This window comes from Polaromonas potterensis (assembly GCF_033446725.1).
Classification (GTDB): domain Bacteria; phylum Pseudomonadota; class Gammaproteobacteria; order Burkholderiales; family Burkholderiaceae_C; genus Polaromonas.
The window spans coordinates 1-19,090 of the sequence record NZ_JAWQLX010000001.1; the positions used below are offsets into that span (position 1 = coordinate 1).

At 62.1% G+C, this 19,090-nt stretch carries 21 protein-coding genes; 6 read left to right on the forward strand and 15 right to left on the reverse strand.

The genetic code is table 11. The annotated features are described in order from the left end of the window. From R6254_RS00005 to R6254_RS00045, 9 genes are all read right to left on the reverse strand, one after another. A partial coding sequence (locus R6254_RS00005) for a GTP-binding protein (RefSeq protein ID WP_318404318.1) occupies nucleotides 1-119 on the reverse strand: 119 nt, incomplete at its 3' end. A gap of 146 nt (nucleotides 120-265) precedes the next feature. Beyond that, nucleotides 266-2,368 carry an elongation factor G gene (fusA, locus tag R6254_RS00010; RefSeq protein WP_318403553.1) on the reverse strand — a complete coding sequence of 701 codons (2,103 nt, stop codon included), beginning with the start codon at nucleotides 2,366-2,368 and terminating at the stop codon, nucleotides 266-268. 200 nt (nucleotides 2,369-2,568) lie between these two features. Then, a complete protein-coding gene (gene rpsG / locus R6254_RS00015) occupies nucleotides 2,569-3,042 on the reverse strand; it encodes a 30S ribosomal protein S7 (RefSeq protein WP_188710046.1) in 474 nt (157 codons plus the stop codon). Nucleotides 3,043-3,242: 200 nt separating this feature from the next. Then, nucleotides 3,243-3,620: a 30S ribosomal protein S12 gene (rpsL, locus tag R6254_RS00020; protein ID WP_293595927.1), complete on the reverse strand. Its 378-nt coding sequence runs from the start codon at nucleotides 3,618-3,620 to the stop codon at nucleotides 3,243-3,245. 191 nt (nucleotides 3,621-3,811) lie between these two features. Beyond that, the gene (locus R6254_RS00025) at nucleotides 3,812-5,011 is read right to left on the reverse strand and encodes a D-alanyl-D-alanine carboxypeptidase family protein (protein ID WP_318403554.1); all 1,200 of its coding nucleotides are present in this window, start codon (nucleotides 5,009-5,011) and stop codon (nucleotides 3,812-3,814) included. Between the two features lie 61 nt (nucleotides 5,012-5,072). Beyond that, nucleotides 5,073-5,693: an alpha/beta hydrolase gene (locus R6254_RS00030; protein WP_318403555.1), complete on the reverse strand. Its 621-nt coding sequence runs from the start codon at nucleotides 5,691-5,693 to the stop codon at nucleotides 5,073-5,075. Between the two features lie 118 nt (nucleotides 5,694-5,811). Then, nucleotides 5,812-6,174: a (2Fe-2S) ferredoxin domain-containing protein gene (locus tag R6254_RS00035; protein WP_318403556.1), complete on the reverse strand. Its 363-nt coding sequence runs from the start codon at nucleotides 6,172-6,174 to the stop codon at nucleotides 5,812-5,814. A 9-nt stretch (nucleotides 6,175-6,183) separates the two neighbouring features. Beyond that, nucleotides 6,184-7,251: a VanZ family protein gene (locus R6254_RS00040; RefSeq protein WP_318404319.1), complete on the reverse strand. Its 1,068-nt coding sequence runs from the start codon at nucleotides 7,249-7,251 to the stop codon at nucleotides 6,184-6,186. A 171-nt stretch (nucleotides 7,252-7,422) separates the two neighbouring features. Then, nucleotides 7,423-7,851 (reverse strand): CopD family protein, encoded by a 429-nt coding sequence (locus R6254_RS00045; protein WP_318403557.1) that lies wholly within the window; start codon nucleotides 7,849-7,851, stop codon nucleotides 7,423-7,425. A gap of 279 nt (nucleotides 7,852-8,130) precedes the next feature. Between R6254_RS00045 and hemB the strand changes: the two genes are divergently transcribed. The 3 genes from hemB (at nucleotide 8,131) to R6254_RS00060 (ending at nucleotide 10,953) form a co-directional block, all read left to right on the forward strand. Beyond that, on the forward strand, nucleotides 8,131-9,138 hold the full coding sequence (gene hemB / locus R6254_RS00050) for a porphobilinogen synthase (protein ID WP_318403558.1): 1,008 nt from the start codon (nucleotides 8,131-8,133) through the stop codon (nucleotides 9,136-9,138). Between the two features lie 106 nt (nucleotides 9,139-9,244). Then, nucleotides 9,245-10,360, forward strand: a complete 1,116-nt coding sequence (locus tag R6254_RS00055; RefSeq protein ID WP_318403559.1) for a magnesium transporter CorA family protein — start codon at nucleotides 9,245-9,247, stop codon at nucleotides 10,358-10,360. Between the two features lie 26 nt (nucleotides 10,361-10,386). Then, nucleotides 10,387-10,953 carry a DUF2799 domain-containing protein gene (locus tag R6254_RS00060; protein ID WP_318404320.1) on the forward strand — a complete coding sequence of 189 codons (567 nt, stop codon included), beginning with the start codon at nucleotides 10,387-10,389 and terminating at the stop codon, nucleotides 10,951-10,953. Between the two features lie 22 nt (nucleotides 10,954-10,975). Here R6254_RS00060 and R6254_RS00065 read toward each other — a convergent pair whose 3' ends face one another. The 4 genes from R6254_RS00065 to R6254_RS00080 all read right to left on the reverse strand — a co-directional run bounded on the left by R6254_RS00065 (nucleotide 10,976) and on the right by R6254_RS00080 (nucleotide 13,988). After that, nucleotides 10,976-11,626, reverse strand: a complete 651-nt coding sequence (locus R6254_RS00065; RefSeq protein ID WP_318403560.1) for a glutathione S-transferase family protein — start codon at nucleotides 11,624-11,626, stop codon at nucleotides 10,976-10,978. Nucleotides 11,627-11,726: 100 nt separating this feature from the next. After that, on the reverse strand, nucleotides 11,727-12,644 hold the full coding sequence (locus R6254_RS00070; RefSeq protein WP_318403561.1) for an amidohydrolase family protein: 918 nt from the start codon (nucleotides 12,642-12,644) through the stop codon (nucleotides 11,727-11,729). 2 nt (nucleotides 12,645-12,646) lie between these two features. Continuing rightward, the gene (locus tag R6254_RS00075) at nucleotides 12,647-13,336 is read right to left on the reverse strand and encodes a dienelactone hydrolase family protein (RefSeq protein WP_318403562.1); all 690 of its coding nucleotides are present in this window, start codon (nucleotides 13,334-13,336) and stop codon (nucleotides 12,647-12,649) included. A 46-nt stretch (nucleotides 13,337-13,382) separates the two neighbouring features. Next, a complete protein-coding gene (locus tag R6254_RS00080) occupies nucleotides 13,383-13,988 on the reverse strand; it encodes a 2-hydroxychromene-2-carboxylate isomerase (protein WP_318403563.1) in 606 nt (201 codons plus the stop codon). A gap of 137 nt (nucleotides 13,989-14,125) precedes the next feature. Between R6254_RS00080 and R6254_RS00085 the strand changes: the two genes are divergently transcribed. The 3 genes from R6254_RS00085 to R6254_RS00095 all read left to right on the forward strand — a co-directional run bounded on the left by R6254_RS00085 (nucleotide 14,126) and on the right by R6254_RS00095 (nucleotide 16,607). Then, on the forward strand, nucleotides 14,126-14,872 hold the full coding sequence (locus R6254_RS00085; protein ID WP_318403564.1) for an SDR family oxidoreductase: 747 nt from the start codon (nucleotides 14,126-14,128) through the stop codon (nucleotides 14,870-14,872). Nucleotides 14,873-15,037: 165 nt separating this feature from the next. Beyond that, entirely contained in the window at nucleotides 15,038-15,670 is a 633-nt protein-coding gene (locus R6254_RS00090; protein ID WP_318403565.1) for a MarC family protein, read from the forward strand. A 160-nt stretch (nucleotides 15,671-15,830) separates the two neighbouring features. Further along, nucleotides 15,831-16,607, forward strand: a complete 777-nt coding sequence (locus tag R6254_RS00095) for a 2-keto-4-pentenoate hydratase (protein ID WP_318403566.1) — start codon at nucleotides 15,831-15,833, stop codon at nucleotides 16,605-16,607. Between the two features lie 41 nt (nucleotides 16,608-16,648). On the opposite strand, the gene R6254_RS00100 is transcribed toward R6254_RS00095, so the two are convergent. Together R6254_RS00100 and R6254_RS00105 are read right to left on the reverse strand one after the other, a co-directional pair. Next, the gene (locus tag R6254_RS00100) at nucleotides 16,649-17,626 is read right to left on the reverse strand and encodes a Bug family tripartite tricarboxylate transporter substrate binding protein (RefSeq protein WP_318403567.1); all 978 of its coding nucleotides are present in this window, start codon (nucleotides 17,624-17,626) and stop codon (nucleotides 16,649-16,651) included. Between the two features lie 24 nt (nucleotides 17,627-17,650). Next, complete coding sequence (locus R6254_RS00105) at nucleotides 17,651-19,081, reverse strand: amidase (RefSeq protein WP_318403568.1); 1,431 nt, start codon at nucleotides 19,079-19,081, stop codon at nucleotides 17,651-17,653. Between the last annotated feature and the right edge of the window lie 9 nt (nucleotides 19,082-19,090).

Sequence of the window (19,090 nt, forward strand, 5' to 3'; positions counted from 1 at the left end):
AACTTGGCTGCCAGCACTGAGGTGATGGCCGCCGTCAGGGTCGTCTTGCCATGGTCCACGTGGCCGATCGTGCCGACGTTGACGTGCGGTTTGGACCGCTCAAATTTGCCTTTTGCCATTTTTAACTCCAGAGAAAGAACATGCCCGTGTACGGTTTAACGTCTGCACTGTGTTGCTGATTCGCTTCGCACGGGTACAAAGCGGCACACAATCGCAGACAAGGAATGGTGAAGCCGGTCTCTTGTGAAACCGGCTTCTTTTTTACTTACTTGGCGCGCGCAGCCATGATGGCTTCCGACACGTTACGCGGGGCTTCCGAGTAGTGCTTGAACTCCATCGAGTAGGTGGCACGACCTTGCGTAGCGGAACGCAAGGTGGTCGAGTAGCCAAACATTTCAGACAATGGCACTTCGGCCTTGATGGCTTTACCGCCACCAATCATGTCTTCCATGCCCTGCACCATGCCGCGGCGTGAGGACAAATCGCCCATCACGTTGCCCGCGTAGTCTTCTGGTGTTTCCACCTCGACGGACATCATCGGCTCCAGAATCACCGGGCCAGCCTTGCGGCAACCTTCTTTGAAACCAAAGATGGCAGCCATCTTGAAGGCCATTTCGTTCGAGTCCACATCGTGGTAGGAACCGAAATGCAGCGTGACCTTGACGTCCACCACCGGATAACCGGCCAGCACGCCCGAAGTCACAGCCTCGTGGATGCCTTTTTCAACCGCAGGGATGTATTCGCGAGGAACCACACCGCCCTTGATCGCGTCGATAAATTCGATGCCCTTGCCCGGCTCATTGGGCTCAATCTTGAGCACCACGTGACCGTATTGGCCTTTACCACCGGACTGACGCACAAACTTGCCTTCGGCATCTTCGATGGTCTTGCGGATGGTTTCGCGGTAAGCCACTTGCGGCTTGCCGACGTTGGCTTCCACACCGAACTCGCGCTTCATGCGGTCGACAATAATTTCCAGATGCAACTCGCCCATACCGGCAATGATGGTCTGGCCCGACTCTTCGTCGGTTTTGACGCGGAAAGACGGATCTTCTGCGGCCAGACGCTGCAATGCGATACCCATTTTTTCCTGGTCAGCCTTGGTCTTGGGTTCCACGGCCTGTGCAATCACGGGCTCAGGGAACACCATGCGCTCCAGCATGATGATGGCATCGGGATCACACAGCGTCTCGCCGGTGGTCACGTCTTTCAAACCGACGCAGGCAGCAATGTCACCGGCAACGATTTCGCTGACTTCCAGGCGTTCATTGGCGTGCATCTGCACGATACGGCCAATACGTTCTTTTTTGCCCTTGATCGGGTTGTAAACGGTGTCGCCTTTTTTCAGCACGCCGGAATAAACGCGCACGAAGGTGAGCTGACCCACAAACGGATCGGTCATCAGCTTGAATGCCAGTGCCGCAAATTTCTCTGTGTCGTCGGCTTTGCGGGTCACAGGCGCTTCATCGTCATCCGTACCTTTGACAGGCGGAATATCGATAGGCGACGGCATGAAATCAATCACGGCGTCCAGCATACGCTGCACACCCTTGTTCTTGAAGGCAGAACCGCAGTACATCGGCTGGATTTCGCTGGCGATGGTACGCGTGCGAATGCCGAACTTGATCTCTTCTTCGCTCAGATCACCCTCTTCGAGGTATTTGTTCATGAGCTCTTCGTTGGCCTCGGCGGCAGCCTCGACCATCTTCTCGCGCCATTCCTTGGCCAACTCCAGCAATTCAGCTGGAATTTCACGGTACTCGAACTTCATGCCTTGCGAAGCTTCATCCCAGATGATGGCTTTCATCATGATCAGATCGACCACGCCGGTGAAGTTTTCTTCAGCGCCAATAGGGATGACCATGGGAACAGGGTTGGCCTTCAGGCGCAGCTTCATGCCCTCAACCACTTTGAAGAAGTTGGCGCCGGTGCGGTCCATCTTGTTCACAAAGGCCAGACGTGGCACCTTGTATTTGTTGGCCTGACGCCAGACGGTCTCGGACTGGGGCTGAACGCCACCCACTGCGCAGTAAACCATGCAAGCGCCATCCAGCACGCGCATGGAACGCTCGACTTCAATCGTGAAGTCAACGTGGCCAGGGGTGTCAATGATGTTGATGCGGTGCTCGGGGAAGGACTTGTCCATGCCTTTCCAGAAGCAGGTGGTCGCAGCGGAAGTGATCGTGATGCCACGCTCCTGCTCCTGCTCCATCCAGTCCATGGTGGCAGCGCCATCATGCACTTCACCAATCTTGTGGCTAACGCCGGTGTAAAAAAGGATCCGCTCGGTGGTGGTGGTTTTGCCAGCGTCGATGTGCGCGGAAATACCAATATTGCGGTAGTTTTTAATGGGGGTAGCGCGGGACATAAATTACTTTCAGTTCGATGTTACGAACAAAGACTCGTTGCCAAGATATCTCTCTGGTTTTTCTACGCGTCTGCCGGCTGGGCGCTTTTGGCACCGAGCCGGCAGAAGTTGGGGTTGAACCGCCAGGAATCAAGGTTTGAACACCTTGCAGACCGGTCGGCAACCCGTCAAATCAACGCAGTCAACACTGCAATCGATGATTAGAAGCGGAAGTGGCTGAACGCCTTGTTGGCTTCGGCCATGCGGTGAACTTCGTCACGCTTTTTCATGGCACCGCCACGACCTTCGGTCGCTTCCATCAGCTCATTGGCCAAACGCAGGGACATGGACTTCTCACCGCGCTTTTTGGCGGCTTCTTTCAACCAGCGCATGGCCAAAGCCATACGACGGACAGGACGCACTTCAACCGGCACCTGGTAGTTGGCACCACCAACGCGACGGGATTTCACTTCAACCATGGGCTTGATGTTGCCGATGGCCATGTGGAAAGCTTCCAGCGGGTCTTTGCCTGGATTCTTTTTCTCGATAAAGTCGAGCGCGCCATAAATGATGCGCTCTGCGACGGCTTTTTTGCCGCCTTGCATGATCACGTTCATAAATTTGGCAAGGTCAACATTGCCGTATTTAGGATCAGGAAGAATTTCACGTTTAGGGACTTCGCGACGACGTGGCATTTTTTCACCTCTTTGCTTCAGTTGGCACTGCTTCTGGCAGCACCGCGAGAGTTAGCAAACCCTCACTTACTCGACCGGCACAACTATTTGCACTTGGGTCACTTCGCTCAACACATCTGCCTGATGGGTTAAGCACCTGTTTTTGAAGACGTCATGACAACCTCTTCTGGCGCGGGCCATACAACCCGAGCCGGCTTGGCTTATTTGGCCTTTGGCTTCTTCGCACCGTACTTGGAACGCGACTGCTTGCGGTCTTTCACGCCTTGCAAATCGAGCGATCCACGAACGATGTGGTAACGCACACCGGGCAAATCCTTGACACGACCGCCGCGAACCAGCACGACGCTGTGTTCCTGCAGGTTGTGGCCTTCGCCGCCGATGTAGGAAATGATTTCAAATCCGTTGGTCAGGCGCACTTTGGCGACTTTACGCAGAGCGGAGTTGGGCTTCTTGGGGGTGGTGGTGTACACACGGGTGCACACACCGCGCCGCTGGGGCGAGTTCTGCATGGCAGGACTCTTGGACTTGATCTTTTCGACCTCGCGCCCCTGACGCACTAGCTGATTAATGGTTGGCATGTAAAAACGTCCCTAAACGTCTGATATCTGACTTGACTAAATACGTGAATATTTACGTGAAAACGTGAATCTCCCCGGAAATTCCGGAAAAGCCCTCGAGTGTAGCAGTTCGGGGGCCGACCTGCAAATCTGACCGATAGGTGGCCGCCCCCAAACCAGCCCGTCCGGCCCGCAGGCCGTACACAACGGGCTTATTTGATCCAGAGCCGGACCGCGTCCCAGGCGCGACCCAGGATACCGGCCTCTTCGACCGCTTCCAGCGCCACCAGAGGAACATCAACCACGGTCTGGCCACCACCCAGGGTGACTTTCAGTGTGCCCAGGGCCTGACCCTTGGCAAAAGGCGCCACCAGCGGATCCGGCCGGGCCACCTGGGTCTGGACCTTGGCCGAGCTGCCGGCCGCGACGGCGATCACGATGGCCTGCGGACGGCCCAGCTTGACGGTGCTGGATTTCCCTTTCCAGACACTGGGCGAAGCCACGGCCTGCCCGGCGTCAAACAGCTTGACGGCCTCGAAGGCGGTGTAACCCCAATTCAGCAGTTTTTGCGATTCGTTGGCACGGGCGCTGTCGCTGGAGGTGCCGAGCACAATCGCCAGCAGGCGCCGGCCACCCGGGGCGCCGGCGGCACCGAGGTTGGGGAAGTCGCGCTGGGCGGTGGCAATCATGCAGTAGCCGGCCGCGTTGGTATGGCCGGTTTTCAGGCCGTCCACTGTGGGATCGCGAAACAGCAAGGTGTTGCGGTTGGTGTCGTTGGCCGCAGGCGTGCCCGGGTAACGGTACTTCTTGATCGCAGAAAACCCCATGTAATCAGGAAAATCCTGCATCAAGCGGGTAGAAAGAATGCTCAGGTCGCGCGCGGTGGTGGTGTGACCGGGTTCGGTCAGGCCTTCGGGGTTTTTGTAACTGGTGGCGTTCATGCCCAGCGCCTTGGCCTGCTCGTTCATGAGCCTGACAAAGTTCTCGGCGGTGCCGCCCACCCCTTCGGCCAGCGCCATGGTGGCGTCATTGCCCGACTGCACAATCATGCCCTTGATCAGGTCTTCCACGGGCACCTTCATTTTCGGGTCGATGAACATGCGGGAGCCCGGCATTTTCCAGGCCCGCTCGCTGACGCCGAAAGTTTGCTTGAGATCGATTTTTTTGGATTTGAGCGCATCAAACACCAGGTACTCGGTCATCAGCTTGGTCAGCGAGGCCGGCTCGACCGGGGAGTCAATGTCCTTGGCCGCCAGGATCTGGTTGGCCGTGATGTCCAGCAGCAGATAAGAGCGAGCCGCCACTTCGGGCGGCTGCGGCATCTGGGCATGAGCCGCTGGCGAAACGGCGACGAAAGACACAAGGGCCAGCGAAGCGGCCAGGCCGCGGAAAGCTGTCAAAAAACGATGCATGGGGAAATAGAACCTGGAAGTGGAAAAGCGGAAAAAGACAGACAGAAAAGAGCAGGAGAAGTCATCGCAAGTGGCGCACCACAAGTGTTTTCAGCAGCGGCAATTGTCCATGAAAGAAATGACTGCCCCCCGGGACAACCGTAACAGGGAGTGCCCCCGGGCGCGCCCAGTCCAGCACCGCCTGCAGCGGCACGGTGTCGTCCTGCTCGCCGTGGATCACCAGCGTCTGTTCGTGCGCGGCCTCGGGGATGGTCGCCACCGTGAAACGGCTGGCGGCGGTGCCGACCAGCACCAGCCGGTTTATCGGGCGCGCGGCCGACAACCGTGTGAACACATGCGAGGTCACAAACGCACCAAAGGAAAAACCGGCCAGCGCCAGCGCGCCTTCGGGCGCCACCTGCTGCACCACGGCCAGCATGTCGTCGATCTCGCCACGGCCCTCGTCATGCACGCCGCCGCTGGCGCCCACCCCGCGGAAATTGAAGCGCACGGCGGTCCAGCCGCTCTGGGTAAACGCGCGTGCCAGCGTCTGCACCACCTTGTTGTCCAGGGTGCCGCCGAACAGCGGATGCGGGTGGGCGATGACAGCCACGCCGCGCGAGGGGCCGGTCGGGGCATCCAGCGCCATCTCGATGGCACCGGCCGGGCCGGGAAAACTGCTTCTTTCAGTATGGGCGTTCAAGGGGCGACCTTTGCTGGGTGAGAAACGCTACAAAAACAATAGCTTCTTGCGCCCGACCACAAAGGGCCAGAGGCATAAAACACACTGATCTTTCGACCTGCGACGGGTGGACGCGGAATCAACGCCCCAGGTGTGCGGGCACCAGCAGGCGCTCGACCACCTGGCCGTTCTTCAGGTGTGACTCGACAATTTCATCAATATCGTGGCTGTCCACATAGGTGTACCAGACCGCCTCGGGATACACCACGGCCACCGGCCCGGCCGCACAGCGGTCCAGGCAACCGGCCTTGTTGACGCGCACCTGGCCAGGTCCAGCCAGGCCGGCGGCCTTGACCTGCGCCTTGCAGCGGTCAAAACCTTCCTGGGCGCGGTGGTTGGCACAGCTGTCTTCCGCGCTGTCACGCTGGTTCAGACAAAAAAAGATGTGCCGCTGGTAATAAGAGTCCGGCGGGGTCAGGTCTGCAGTACGGCTTGGGGTCATGGCCCGATTTTACTTTTCTGTGGATGTGGGCATGGTTCGAGAGGACAAATACACCAGCCCATAAACCAGCACGGCATACGGCCACAACCAACCCAGCCACTGCACCAGGCCGTTGAAACGGACAAAACGCCCCTGCTCCCAGATTTGCAGGGTCTCGGCAAAATACGGGCCGGCCGGCGCCTGGTTCAACAGCGACAGGTGCACACACAAGGCCACCAGCAGCAAGGCGGCGCTGACCCGGCGCGGCAAAGGCAGCAGCAGCAAGGCCAGCGCACCGCCCAGCCCCACACCCACCTGCACCGGCAAGTCCAGCCAGACCCAGGCATGTTCGGGGCCATAACTGAGGGCGGCGGACAAGGCCGTCAGCCCCAGACCAACGGCCAGTGTCAGCAGCAGAAACACCGCGCGTTGCGCCAGCGTGCGTAACACGCAATAACCCAGCAGACAGGGAATCAGCGCGCCCAGCGCCACACACAGCACTTCGGCGCCGGGCACCAGCGGCTGCAGCTCGATGTCGCGCACCGGCAGCCACTCCAGAAACGGAGTGTCGGCCAGGGCTTCGGCCAGCGCAAATTCCAGACGCTCGATCACCTGGCCCAGCCCCAGCGGCACCGCGGCCGGAAACAGCAATGCCACCGGCCACAAGGCCAGCAGCACCAGCGCACCGCGGGATTCCCCGACAAACCAGCGCGAGCGCACACGGTTCCAGCGCGCCAGGGCGCCGGCTTTTTCCATCAGCCAGGCGCTGCAGGCGCCCAGCCAGGCACCGGCCGTGTTGAGCACAAAGTCCACATTGGAGGGCACACGCGAGGGCAGGTAACTCTGCAAGGTTTCCATGGTCAGCGACAAGGCCCCGGCGCCCAACACCGCCACACTGATGGTCCAGCGGAGGCGGCCGCTGCGCGCCGACAGCGCCAGCAAAAAGCCCAGCGGCGCGTAACCGGCGAGGTTGATGCCCACGTCAAAGCCGGTCCAGTACCGCGGCAGGGGCGCAGTCAGAAAAGTCAGCGGCGAAATACCCTGGTTGCGCCAGTCGGCAAAAGGATAGAGGCTGGCATAAACAATCAGGCAAACCATGGCCAGCGCCAGCGGCCAACTGGCTGCTCGCACACCCCTGACATCCTCACTGCGCTGCGCTACGTGTCCTTCTGCCTCCCCTTGCAGGGGACGACGCGTGGCGCCCGGCGAAGCCGGTTCGCCCGCGTCTGCTGGTGAATTCGGGGGATGCACTCTGGCTCTTGTATGTGATTAGAAGGGCTTGACCACCACCAGGATGACCGCGGCCAGCAAAAGTACCACCGGCACTTCGTTGAACCAGCGCAACCAGACATGGCTGCGGGTGTTGCGCTTGGCAACAAATTTGGCCAGCAGGCGACCGCAGGCGTGGTGGTAACCGATGGCCAGCACCACCACGGCGAGCTTGGCGTGCATCCAGCCGTTGCCTGGGCCGCGACCTATGCCGTAACCCAGGTACAACCACAGGCCCAACACCAGCGCCGGCACCGCCAGCAGGGTGGTGAAGCGCTGGAGCTTGCGCGCCATCAGGATCAGGCGCGCCTCTTCGGCGACGCTTTCCGGCGGCACCATGGCCAGGTTCACAAAAATACGCGGCAAATACAACAAGCCAGCAAACCAGCTGGCGACAAAAACAATGTGAAGTGATTTGACCCAAAGCATGGTGCGAGTGTAGCCCGCAGGCCTGCCGGGAGCGGCCAGCGCCACAAGCCCCTGCAGACCGCTTGCCGGCCGGTGCTTGTCACACCCGCCAGGCTTGGCTACACTTGCCGAGTGTTGTTACCTTTTGGTGGCAGCATCCCGCTTTTCCTCCCTGAGCGGGTGCCTTTAGGTGTCACAGCAAAAAGGCTTCCAGGCCCGGCTGACCTTGCGTCAACCGGGCATTTTTTTGTCCGCACGTTGGCGCGCCCCACAAATCAGGGGCCATGGCAAAATTTGCCCATGACGACTGCTTATGCCCCCTACCCCGCCAGCCGGCCCCGCCGCCTGCGCCGCGACAGTTTCACGCGCAACCTGGTGCGTGAAAACGCCCTGAGTCCACACGACCTGATTTACCCGGTGTTTGTCACCGAAGGCCAGCAACGCCGCGAGGCCGTGCCGTCCATGCCCGGCGTGGAACGCCTGAGCCTGGACTTGTTGCTGCCGGTGGCCGAAGAGTGTGTGCAACTGGGCATTCCCGTCATGGCCTTGTTTCCGGTGATTGATGCCTCGCTCAAAACCTATGACGGCGAAGAAGCGCTGAACCCGGACGGCTTGGTGCCGCGTGTGGTGCGTGAGCTGAAAAAACGTTTCCCCGAACTCGGCGTGATGACCGACGTGGCGCTGGACCCCTTCACCAGCCACGGCCAGGACGGCCTGCCGGACGACAACGGCTACATCCTCAACGACGAGACCATAGACATGCTGGTCGGCCAGGCGCTGGTTCAGGCCGAAGCCGGCGTCGACATTGTTGCCCCCAGCGACATGATGGACGGCCGCATAGGCGCCATCCGCCAGGCCCTGGAGTCGCGCAAGCTGATCCACACCCGCATCATGGCCTACAGCGCCAAATACGCCAGCGCGTTTTACGGCCCTTTCCGCGATGCCGTGGGTTCCGCCGCCAACCTCGGCAAGAGCGACAAAAAGACCTACCAGATGGACCCGGGCAACAGCGACGAAGCCTTGCGCGAAGTTGCCCTGGACATCGCCGAAGGCGCGGACATGGTGATGGTCAAACCCGGCATGCCTTACCTGGACGTGGTGCGCCGCGTGAAAGACGAGTTCGGCGTGCCGACCTTTGCCTACCAGGTCAGCGGCGAATACGCCATGCTCAAGGCGGCGGCGCAAAACGGCTGGCTGGACCACGACGCGGTGATGCTGGAAAGCCTGCTGGCCTTCAAACGCGCCGGCGCCGATGGGGTCTTGACCTACTTTGCGATCGAAGCCGCCCGCAAGCTGCGCCAGGTCTGAACTGGTCAAACCGCGGGCACGCGCTTACTATCAAAACAATAGCTGGTTGCGACCACCTAATATGGGCCAGGGCCCGATTTGACTCATAAACAGGGGTAAAACCGCCATGCGTGTTTTCAACATCAGCGCCGCCAGCCAGGGCGTGAGCGAATCCGCGGACCTGCCAACCCAGCTGCCGGCGCAGGGTTTTGTCTGGATCGCCTGTGCGCGGCGCGAGTTCGAGGTGCTGCAGGCGCAGATCCAGGCCAGCCTGCAAACCCTGTGCGGCACGCAACTGGTGGACCTGCATGTGTCCGACCTGCTGAACAACCAGTTGCCCTCGCATTACGACTACACCTCGCAATACGACATTCTGGTATTTCGCCGGCTGGCCACCGGCCAGACCGAAACCGACCTCAGCCAGCCCGGCGAGCCGCTGCACCAACGCATGAAACGCAGCGGGCCGCCCGTGCTCAAACGCATAGACACCAGCCCCGTGGGTTTTGCGGTGTTTGACCGGGTCTTGCTGACCGTGCACCCGACCGACTGCGCCGTGCGCGACGCTTATGCCCAGAAGCTGCTCAACGCCACCAGCACCGAAGCGCGCGGCAGCGGCGTCAAGCTGCCGGCCAGCCCGGCCGACCTGATGTTGCGCATCGTCAACCACATGGTGGACGGCTACCTGGAACTGCGGCGCGAACTCACACGCCAGCTGGACCACTGGCAGTCCGAGCTGCTCAAGCCTAAGACACGGTTTACCAACTGGAATTCGGTGCTGGACGCGCGGCTGGCCATGCACCACCTGGACGAAATCTGCGAAGACCAGCGCTCGGCCGTGCAGGACTGGATCGATTCGATTGAGACCTGGCCCGAAGGCGAAACGCCAGCTCTCAAACGTGAACGCGAGTTGCTCAAAATCCGTTCGCGCGACGTGCTGGAACACATAGAACGCGTGGTCCACCATGTGCGGCGTATGGAGCAAAACGCCGAAACCGCGGTGCAAATGCATTTCAACGCACAAAGCAACCGCACCAACGACATCATGCGCACGCTGACCGCGCTGACCGCTGTGTTTTTGCCGCTGAACTTCATCACCGGCTTCTTCGGCATGAACTTCGAGTTCCTGCCCGCCATCCATTCGGCCACCGGCTTTTGGTGGACCTTTGGCGTCATGGTGGTGGTGGTGGTCGTCGTCGTGACCGTGTTCTGGCGCAAACGTTATCTGGCCCGCACCGGCCGCTAGTCTTACCCTTTTCTGAAAGCGCCTTGATGAGCTGGTCCCCGCGTTATCTGTTGTTGCTGCTCCCCGCCCTGCTGGCTGGTTGCGAAAGTTTGAGCCCCGCCGAATGCGCCACCGCGGACTGGCGCCAGTTGGGTCTGCAAGACGGCAGCCGGGGCCGGGCCGATCGCAGCGCCGACTATTACGAATCCTGCAGCAAAGCCGGCCTGCGGGTCGATGTCGCCACCTACCGCGCTGGCCGCGACCAGGGCCTGCAGAGTTATTGCCGCCTGGACAACGCCATCACCGAAGGCCTCGCCGGCCGCAGCTACGGCCATGTATGCCCGGCGCCTGTCGACGCCAACTTCCGGCTGTTCCATGACGCCGCCTACCGCCAGCAGGACACCCGCAAAACCCTGGTGCGTTTGCAACGCGAGCAGGAAAACATGCAGTCCGAGTTGCGCGATGCCAAAACCAGCGACGAGCGCCGCAGAAGCCTGCGCGAACAACTTTCGCGTTCGGACAGACGCATGGACGAGGCCCGCGACGACATGCGTTCCGCCGACAACAGGCTGGACCGTTTGACCCGCGATTTACGCCGGCAAAACCCTTATTGAAAGCGCGCCTGCCCGGCCGCGTCTAGACAAAAGGCGGCACCAGCTCCTCGGCCGCCAACACCCGCAACACGGCGGGCCGCGCCAAGACGCGCTGCAGGTACGGCCCGAGCTGCGGCCGGGTGCGCGCCGCGGGTGAGGGGAAGTGACGCGTCCAGCGACACAACATCAACACATAGGCATCCAGCGCGCTGTAGGTCTGGCCCATGAACCAGGGGCCGCCGTGGCGCGCCAGTTCGGCATCCAGTTGGTCCAGCAGGCCGCCAATTCGGGCTTCGGCTTGTGCCTTGACTTCGGCCGCACCGGCGCTGTTGCCAGGCGCCACCCAGCGCTCGGGATAAAAGTAGGTGATCAGCGAGGCCTGCAAGGTGTTGGTCAACCACATCAGCCATTTGTAGAAATGCGCACGTTCGGCCGTACCCAGCGGCGGTGCCAGTGCCGCATCGGCGTGGGTATCGCACAAATGCAGGCAGATCGCGGCGGTTTCATACAACACCAGCTCGCCATCGGTCAGCACCGGGATCAGGCCGTTGGGGTTGAGCCGCAAATAGGCCGGCGTTTTGTGCGCGTCCTGTGTGCGGTCCACCAACACGCGGCGATACGTGATGCCGAGTTCTTCAAGCAGGATGTGCGGCGCCATCGAGGCGGTACTGGGGTAGTAATGCAGCTGCATCATGGCCCCCACGCTCGCTCACTGCGTGTAGCTCCCTGCCCCCCGGGGGGGCTAATTTTCCTTGGGGCGGCCCGGCGGAAAATTGCCGTCTTTATCTTCATCTTCATGGCACACCAAACTGCAAGGCCGCATTGTCCCAGGCAATCTTGCGCGCCACCGCGGGCGGCAAGTCGCCCAGCCAGGCGCGGTAGCCCTGCATGAGTTCGTCGTAATACAACCAGCGCTGGTTGACCCAGGTGTCGGAGCCAATCATGAAACGCTCCGGGTACTTGAGCAGCAGCGTGCGCCACTCCCCACATAACTTGCCCGTGTCACAGGTCAGCCCAGGCCGGTAAGACAACTCACCCATCAGGGTTGGGTAACGGGCCAACAGCTGGTCGACACGTGTCACCGGCACACCGCTGATGCCGGTGTGGGCCCAGATCAGCCTGGCCTGGGGCGCATGCGCCATCAGCAGGTCGATGGCCACGTCGTCCACATGCGCGAGGATGGCCAGCTTGTTTTTCTCGGCAAACTGCATCAGCTTTTTGGCGACAGCCCCGTTGGCATTGGCGCTGTCGTACAGATGGAATTCACCAATGCCTTTGTACGGTCCGGCCTGTGCGCCGGTCACGCCGCGCGCAAACTCGGCCTGCACCATGTCGTAAATCGTTTCGTCGCGAAACCAGTTGTCGTAATCGGCGCGATTGCGGTAGAGCCGGATAAACGGCACCACCGTCACCCCCGCCTGACGTGTCAGCGGACTCGCCGCCAGCGCCTGGGTGCCGTCGTTGGGCCGCGAGTTGGCAACAATGGCCTTGACGCCGTTGCGCTGCATACGCGCCAGCACGTCAGCCGGCGAATGGGGGCCGGCACTGCCGTTCCAGGCCTCAACGTTGTAATGCAGATGTGCATCGAACAAGGGGCCGCTGTAGTCGGCGGCCTGCGCCCAAGCCGAAGTCGCTACCAAAACAATAGCTGCTTGCGCCCGCCAGATATGGGCTAGAGGCCTAAAAGGCTTGCATCCCTGGCTGCGCACCATGGTCAGCCCAGATGTTGAGCGAAAAACGCCAGCGTGCGTTCTTTGGCCAGTTGGGCGGCGGCTTCGTTGTAGGCGCCGCGCTGGTCGCAGTTAAAGCCATGGTTCGCCGCGTAGACAAACACCTGCACACCCGGCTGGGCTTTCTTGAAAGCTTCGATGGTGTCCAGCGGAATCCAGTGGTCCTGGTCGCCGAAGTGAACCATCACCGGGCAGGCGGGCTGCCTGGCGGGTTCGTCACCCACCGTCATGCCGCCACCGTAATACGGCGCGGCTGCGGACAAACCAGACAAGGTGCAGGCGGCACGCCAAGTCAGCAGGCCGCCCCAGCAATAACCGACGATGCCAACCTTGCCGCCGCTGCTTTGCGCCGCATGGTTGATGGCGGCCTGGATATCCTGCATCACACCCGGCGGCGGCAGGGCTTCGACCTTGGTTTTCAGCGCAAAACCGGCGTTCATGTCGGCCTCGGTGTAACCCATGTCCACCCCGACCTGCACGCGATGAAACGTGGCCGGCGCCACCGCCAGGTAACCGGCGGCCGCATAACCGTCGGCCACCGCGCGTATGTGTGAATTGACGCCGAAGATCTCCTGTACCACCACCACGGCGCCTCGGGCCTTGCCGGCCGGTTCGGCCACGTAGGCTGGGAAAACAACGCCGTCTGCCGCGGTGAGGTCCATGAATTTACCCATGATGTTTGATCTCCTTGTTCCGTTTGAAATAAAGCCGGTGTTGAATTTACGCCGTCCCGAGTTTTCGTTCCACAAAATCGAGCCTGTCCTGGCCCCAGAAAATCTCCCCGTCGATCACATAACTGGGCGCACCAAACACCCCGGCGTCGATTGCCTCCTGGGTGTTGGCCTCGTAACGCTGCTGCACGACCGGGCTGTGCGACTGCTCCAGCCGCGCGGCGTTCAGGCCACATTCATCCAGCAGCGCTGCCAGCACTTTGTCGTCGGCGATGTTGCGCTGTTGCGCCCAGACCGCCGCAAACACCGCACCGGCGACACGCAGGGCGGCAGCAGCGCCGTCGTGCATGTCAACCGCAATGATCAGGCGCGAGGCATCGTCGCCAGCCACAGGAAAATACGTGGGTTTGATGTTGAGCGGGGCGTTCAGGTATTCGCTATAACGCCGCAATTCCACCAGGCGGTAGGCCTGGCGTTGCGGTGCACGTTTGGCCAGCGGCAAACCGCCGGAGATCGGGAACACCTGGCCGCCCAGGTCAATGGGCAGCACCCGCACAGTCGCGCCGGCGGCCTGGGCGATCTCGAGCAAACGTTGGTGGCCCAGGTAGGTCCATGGGCTTTGCGGGGTGAAGTAATAGCTGATGGTCGCGCTCAAGGGTGTCTCCTGTTCGGCGCAGGGGCCGATTGATGTACATTGATTTGCTACTTTAATCCGGAAGCCTGTTGCGGCATCCGGCTGCGTCTATCCACCCGGTTGTAACCGGGATGGCCTTTTTTTGCTGGAGACTGGTTTTGTCCAAGGTTGTTTTGATCACCGGGGGTTCACGCGGCATAGGCGCGGCCACGGCCTTGCTGGCGGCGCGCCAGGGTTATGCGGTTGCCGTCAACTACAGCGCCAACTCCCTGGCCGCCGACGAAGTTGTGCGCCAGATTCGTCAGAGCGGCGGCAACGCCATCACCGTGCAGGCCGACGTGGCCGTCGAAGCCCAGGTGTTGGCGATGTTTGAAAAAGTCGATGCCAAATTCGGCCGCCTGACTGCGCTGGTCAACAACGCCGGTGTGGTGGACCGGACCCAACGTGTCGATGGCATGAGTGTGGCGCGCCTCAAACGCATGTTCGACATCAATGTGATAGGCACCATGGTCTGCGCGCGCGAAGCGGTCAAACGCATGAGCACGCGTTACGGCGGTACAGGCGGCGCGATTGTCAATGTCTCCAGCGTGGCCGCCAGGCTGGGCGCACCCGCCCAGTATGTGGACTACGCGGCGGCCAAAGGTGCGGTGGATGTGTTCACCGTGGGCTTGGCCAAGGAGGTGGCGGGCGAAGGCATACGCGTCAACGCCGTGCGCCCCGGCATCATAGACACCGAGATCCACGCCTCGGGCGGCCTGCCCGACCGCGCCCACGAGCTGGCGCCACAGATCCCGATGTTGCGCCCCGGCACGGCCGAAGAAGTGGCGCAAAGCATTGTCTGGCTGCTGGGGCCGGAATCTAGCTACACGACCGGCGCCCTACTCGACATCACGGGGGGCAGGTAACGTGGCCCCCACGCTCGTCACTGCGTGTACGTCGCTGCCCCCCGAGGGGGCGCTGCGCCTGCGGCCCGGCAAAGCCGGTTCCGCAGCCCCGGCTGGCAGGTGCGGCAGCTCAACCGGAATGTGGCTCGAACGGGAAATTGCTGACTCATATAAAAAAAGGCCGTGATGGATTTCAAACCTCTGGTCACCCTGCTGGCCATCGTCAACCCACTGGCCATCGTGCCGTTTTTCATTCATTACACGCGCGGTTTTTCGCTGGAGCAGCGGCGGCGCACCATCATCACCGCCTCCTTCAGCGCCTTTGTTGTGATCGCCACCAGCGCCCTGCTCGGCCTGCGCATTCTGGAATTTTTCAATATTTCGCTGGCCAGCTTCCAGGTGGGCGGCGGCATGTTGCTGCTGATCAGTTCCATGAACATGCTCAACGCCCAGCCCGCCGAAGCCAAAATCCAGACCAATGAACTGGAGGACGGCGCGGAGAAAGCGGCGATGGGTGCCAGCATCGCAGTGGTACCGCTGACCATCCCCTTGCTCACCGGCCCGGCCACCATGTCCACCGTGGTGATTTACGCCGAAAAAGCCCAGAGTATTTTCCAGCTCGGCCTGCTGGTCGGTTACGGTGTGGTGATCGGCCTGGCGACGGCGCTGTGTTTTGCACTGGCCGACCCGATTGCGCGTGTGCTGGGCAAAACCGGCATCAACGTCATGACCCGGCTGATGGGCCTGATCCTGGCGGCGCTGGCGATCGAGGTGATGACCGGCGGGCTGCTCAAGCTGTTCCCCATTTTGGGCCGCTGATCGGCATCAGCGTGGTGATGCGCAAGACCCGCACCGGGGCGCCTCAACACCATTGTGTAGGTCCGGGTCACGACAACCCTGACGCAAAGAAGGCTTGTTCGCGCCCAGGCCGGCATCGAAAATCGAAGCCTACCCAACGCCAACCAAAGGACACCCCGTCATGACCGCAACCGCTCTCCAGTCGACCATCGAGGCACTGGTTCAGGCACGTCTTCAGCAGCGTCCCGTCGATCACACCCCTGCCCTCCAGCCCGTGAGCAGCGAGGGTCAGGCTTATGCGGTGCAGCAAGGTGTGGCGGATCGCCTGCAGTGGTTCAAACAACACACACCGCGCCACTGGAAGTCCGGCGGGCCTTCGCGTGAGGCCGTGGCCACCCATGCGCCGCTGCCGCCCGACGGCATCTGGCGCAGCCCGGCGATCAGTAGCTGGCCGTTTGCGATGCGCGGCATCGAGGCCGAGATTGCCTTGCGCCTGGCGGTGGACGTGGATACGGAACGCGCCGCAGGACTGGACCGTGACAGCGCCTGCCGCCTGATGGACGCCATGACGGTGTCCATCGAGATTGTGGATTCGCGCTGGGTACAGGGCCTGGGAGCCCCGGCGCTGCTCAAGCTGGCCGACCTGCAATCGCATGGCGCGCTGGTCCTGGGCGACTGGGTGCCGTTTGAGGCGGCGCATGACTGGTCGACCCAGGTGTGCCGGGTAACAATCGCCGATGCGCCGACCCAGGTCTTTCGCGGCGCGCATTCCATGGGTGACCCGGCCTATGTGTTGTCCGCCTGGCTGCGCCACGCCACACGTGGTGGCCAGGTGCTGCCGGCCGGCAGCGTGGTGACCACCGGCACCTGGTGCGGCATCCTGCATGCGCAAGCGGGTGACACGGTGGTGGCCAGCTTCGACGGTATCGGTGAAACGCGCGTGACCTTCGCGGCCTGAGACACGCGCGCCGCACCGGCGTCGCGCTCAGCCTTTAACCGTTACCCGTTAACCGTGACGTTGGCTTCCTTGGCCACCTTGGCCCATTTGCTCAGCTCGGACTGCACCAGCTGCGCGTACTTCTCCATCGAGCCGCCGCCATCTTCGACGCCAAAGGTGTCGAACTTCTCCTGCACATCGGCCATGGCCAGCACGGTGTTGATATCCTGGTTCATCTTGCGGGCGATGGCCGGCAGCAGTTTGCCCGGGCCGGAGATGCCGTACCAGTTCATGGTTTCGAACTTGTCGAAACCCTGCTCCTGCATGGTCGGTACGTTGGGGTAAGCCTTGACACGTTTGCCGCGTGTTTGCGCAATAGCAATCACCCGGCCACTCGTCACATGCGGCGTGGCGGCCGCCATGGTCTCGAAGCTGTAATGGATCTGCCCGCCAATCAGGTCGGTCAGCAAAGGTGCGCTGCCTTTGTAAGGCACGTGCAGGGCATCGATCTTGGCGCGCAGCTTGAACAGCTCCAGCGCGAAATGCTGGGCCGTGCCCGGGCCGGCAGAACCGAAGGTGATCTTGCCTGGCTGCGCCTTGCACAGGGCCACGATGTCCTTCACGGTTTTGGCACTTTGCGTGGGCGCGGCAATCAGCAGATTGGGCGTCAGGCCCAGCAAGGCCACGGGCACGAAGTCGCTCACGGCGTTGTAACGCAGCTTGGGCATCACGGCCGGTGCCAGCGCGTGGCTGTTGATGGTGCTCAGCAGCAAGGTGCTGCCGTCGCTGGGCTGCTGCGCCACGTATTCGGCAGCCAGTGTGCTGGAGGCCCCGGCCTTGTTTTCGATGACCACCGGCTGGTTCCACAACACACCGAGTTTTTGCGCAACCACACGGGCCAGCGCATCGGCGCCGCCGCCCGGCGGGAAACCGACCACAAGGCGGATCGGGCCGCTGGGCCAGCTCTGCGCGAACAAGCTGGGTGCGCCCAACACGGCCGCACTGGCGCCCGCGGTCTGGATGAAATGACGTCTTTGCATGATGATGATTTTTCGGAATTAAGTTTAATTTGATGATGGAGAGTTGGCGAGCGCGGGCCAGCGCCCGGCCCAGGGGGCAACCGCTTCGTAGGCGGCGCCGAGGTCCAGCAGCAACTCGTCCGCCCCGTAGGCGCCTATGAGTTGCATGCCGATCGGCAATCCTTCACGCGAGGGCTGGCAAGGCAGCGCCAAGCCGGGCAAGCCGGCGGCGTTGACCCAGCCGGTGTAGATGGCGTGACCGCGCGGGCCCACCTCCTGACCGTCGATGTGGGTGGGGTAAGCCTGTTCCGCCGCCCAGGGCAAGGCGGCCACGGCCGGCATCACAATGACATCCACCCCGGCGAACAAGGCCGCAACGTCGCGCCGCAGTTGTGCGACATGGGTCAGGATTTGCCAGAGTCTGGCCGCGGGCAGGCGCCGGCCGCTCTCGGCCATATCGCGGTATTTCTGCGACGCCTGCGCTTCCCAGGCCGGGTTGGCTTCGAACATCCGCGCCAGGCCGATCTGGCCGACCTGGGGCCAGGCCTCGCTGAAAAAGTCCAGGTCCAGCGGCAGCGCACCCACGTCAACCTGGTGACCCAGCGCAGCCATCTGGCCCACCGCGCGGCCCACACTGACCGCCACTTGCGGGTCCAGCGGGGCCTTGCCCAATCGCTCCACGTAAAGAATACGCAGCGGGCCCGTCCCTTGTGGCTGCGCCGCAGCGTGCGCCGCCGCGAGGGAAGAACGGTCCACGGGCGAAGGACCACGCATAACCTCAAACAGCAGCCGGGCATCGGCCACGTTGCGTGCCAGTGGACCTATCACTTCAAAGTCCAGCAAGAGGCTGGGCAACACATGTTCGCGTGGCACGGCACTCAGTGTGGGTTTGAGGCCCACCAGCCCGGCATGTGCGGCCGGCCGGCGTATCGACCCACCGCCGTCCTGGCCAATTGCCAGCGGTGCGATGCCGCTGGCTACTGCGGCCACGGCGCCACCACTGGAACCACCCGGGGTGAGCCGCACATCCCAGGGATTGCGGGTGACCCCAAACAAGGGGTTGGCCGTGTAACCCTCCAGCGCAAACTCGGGCACGTTGGTCTTGCCGATGATGAGGGCCCCGGCCGCACGCGCACGCGCCACCGCCAACTCGTCGTGCTGACTCTGGTAAGACCGCAAGCCCGGCGTGCCCCAGGTCGTGGGCAGGTCGGCGGTGAACAGGCTGTCCTTGACCGTCAGCGGGATGCCGTCGAGCGCCGATAGAGGCTGGCCGCTGGCATACCGAGCCGTGGCGGCCTGGGCTTCCGCCAGGAAACAGGCGTCGCGCCGCGCCACCACCGCGTTCAGTTGCGGGTTCACGGCCTCCAGCCGCGCCAGGCAGGCCTGCGCCACCGTCAGGGGTGTCAGCGAGCACTCGCGATAGCGGCGCTGCAGTTCCACGGCCGACAGGCGCCAGAGTTCAGTAGATTCCGTCATGGCATGGAC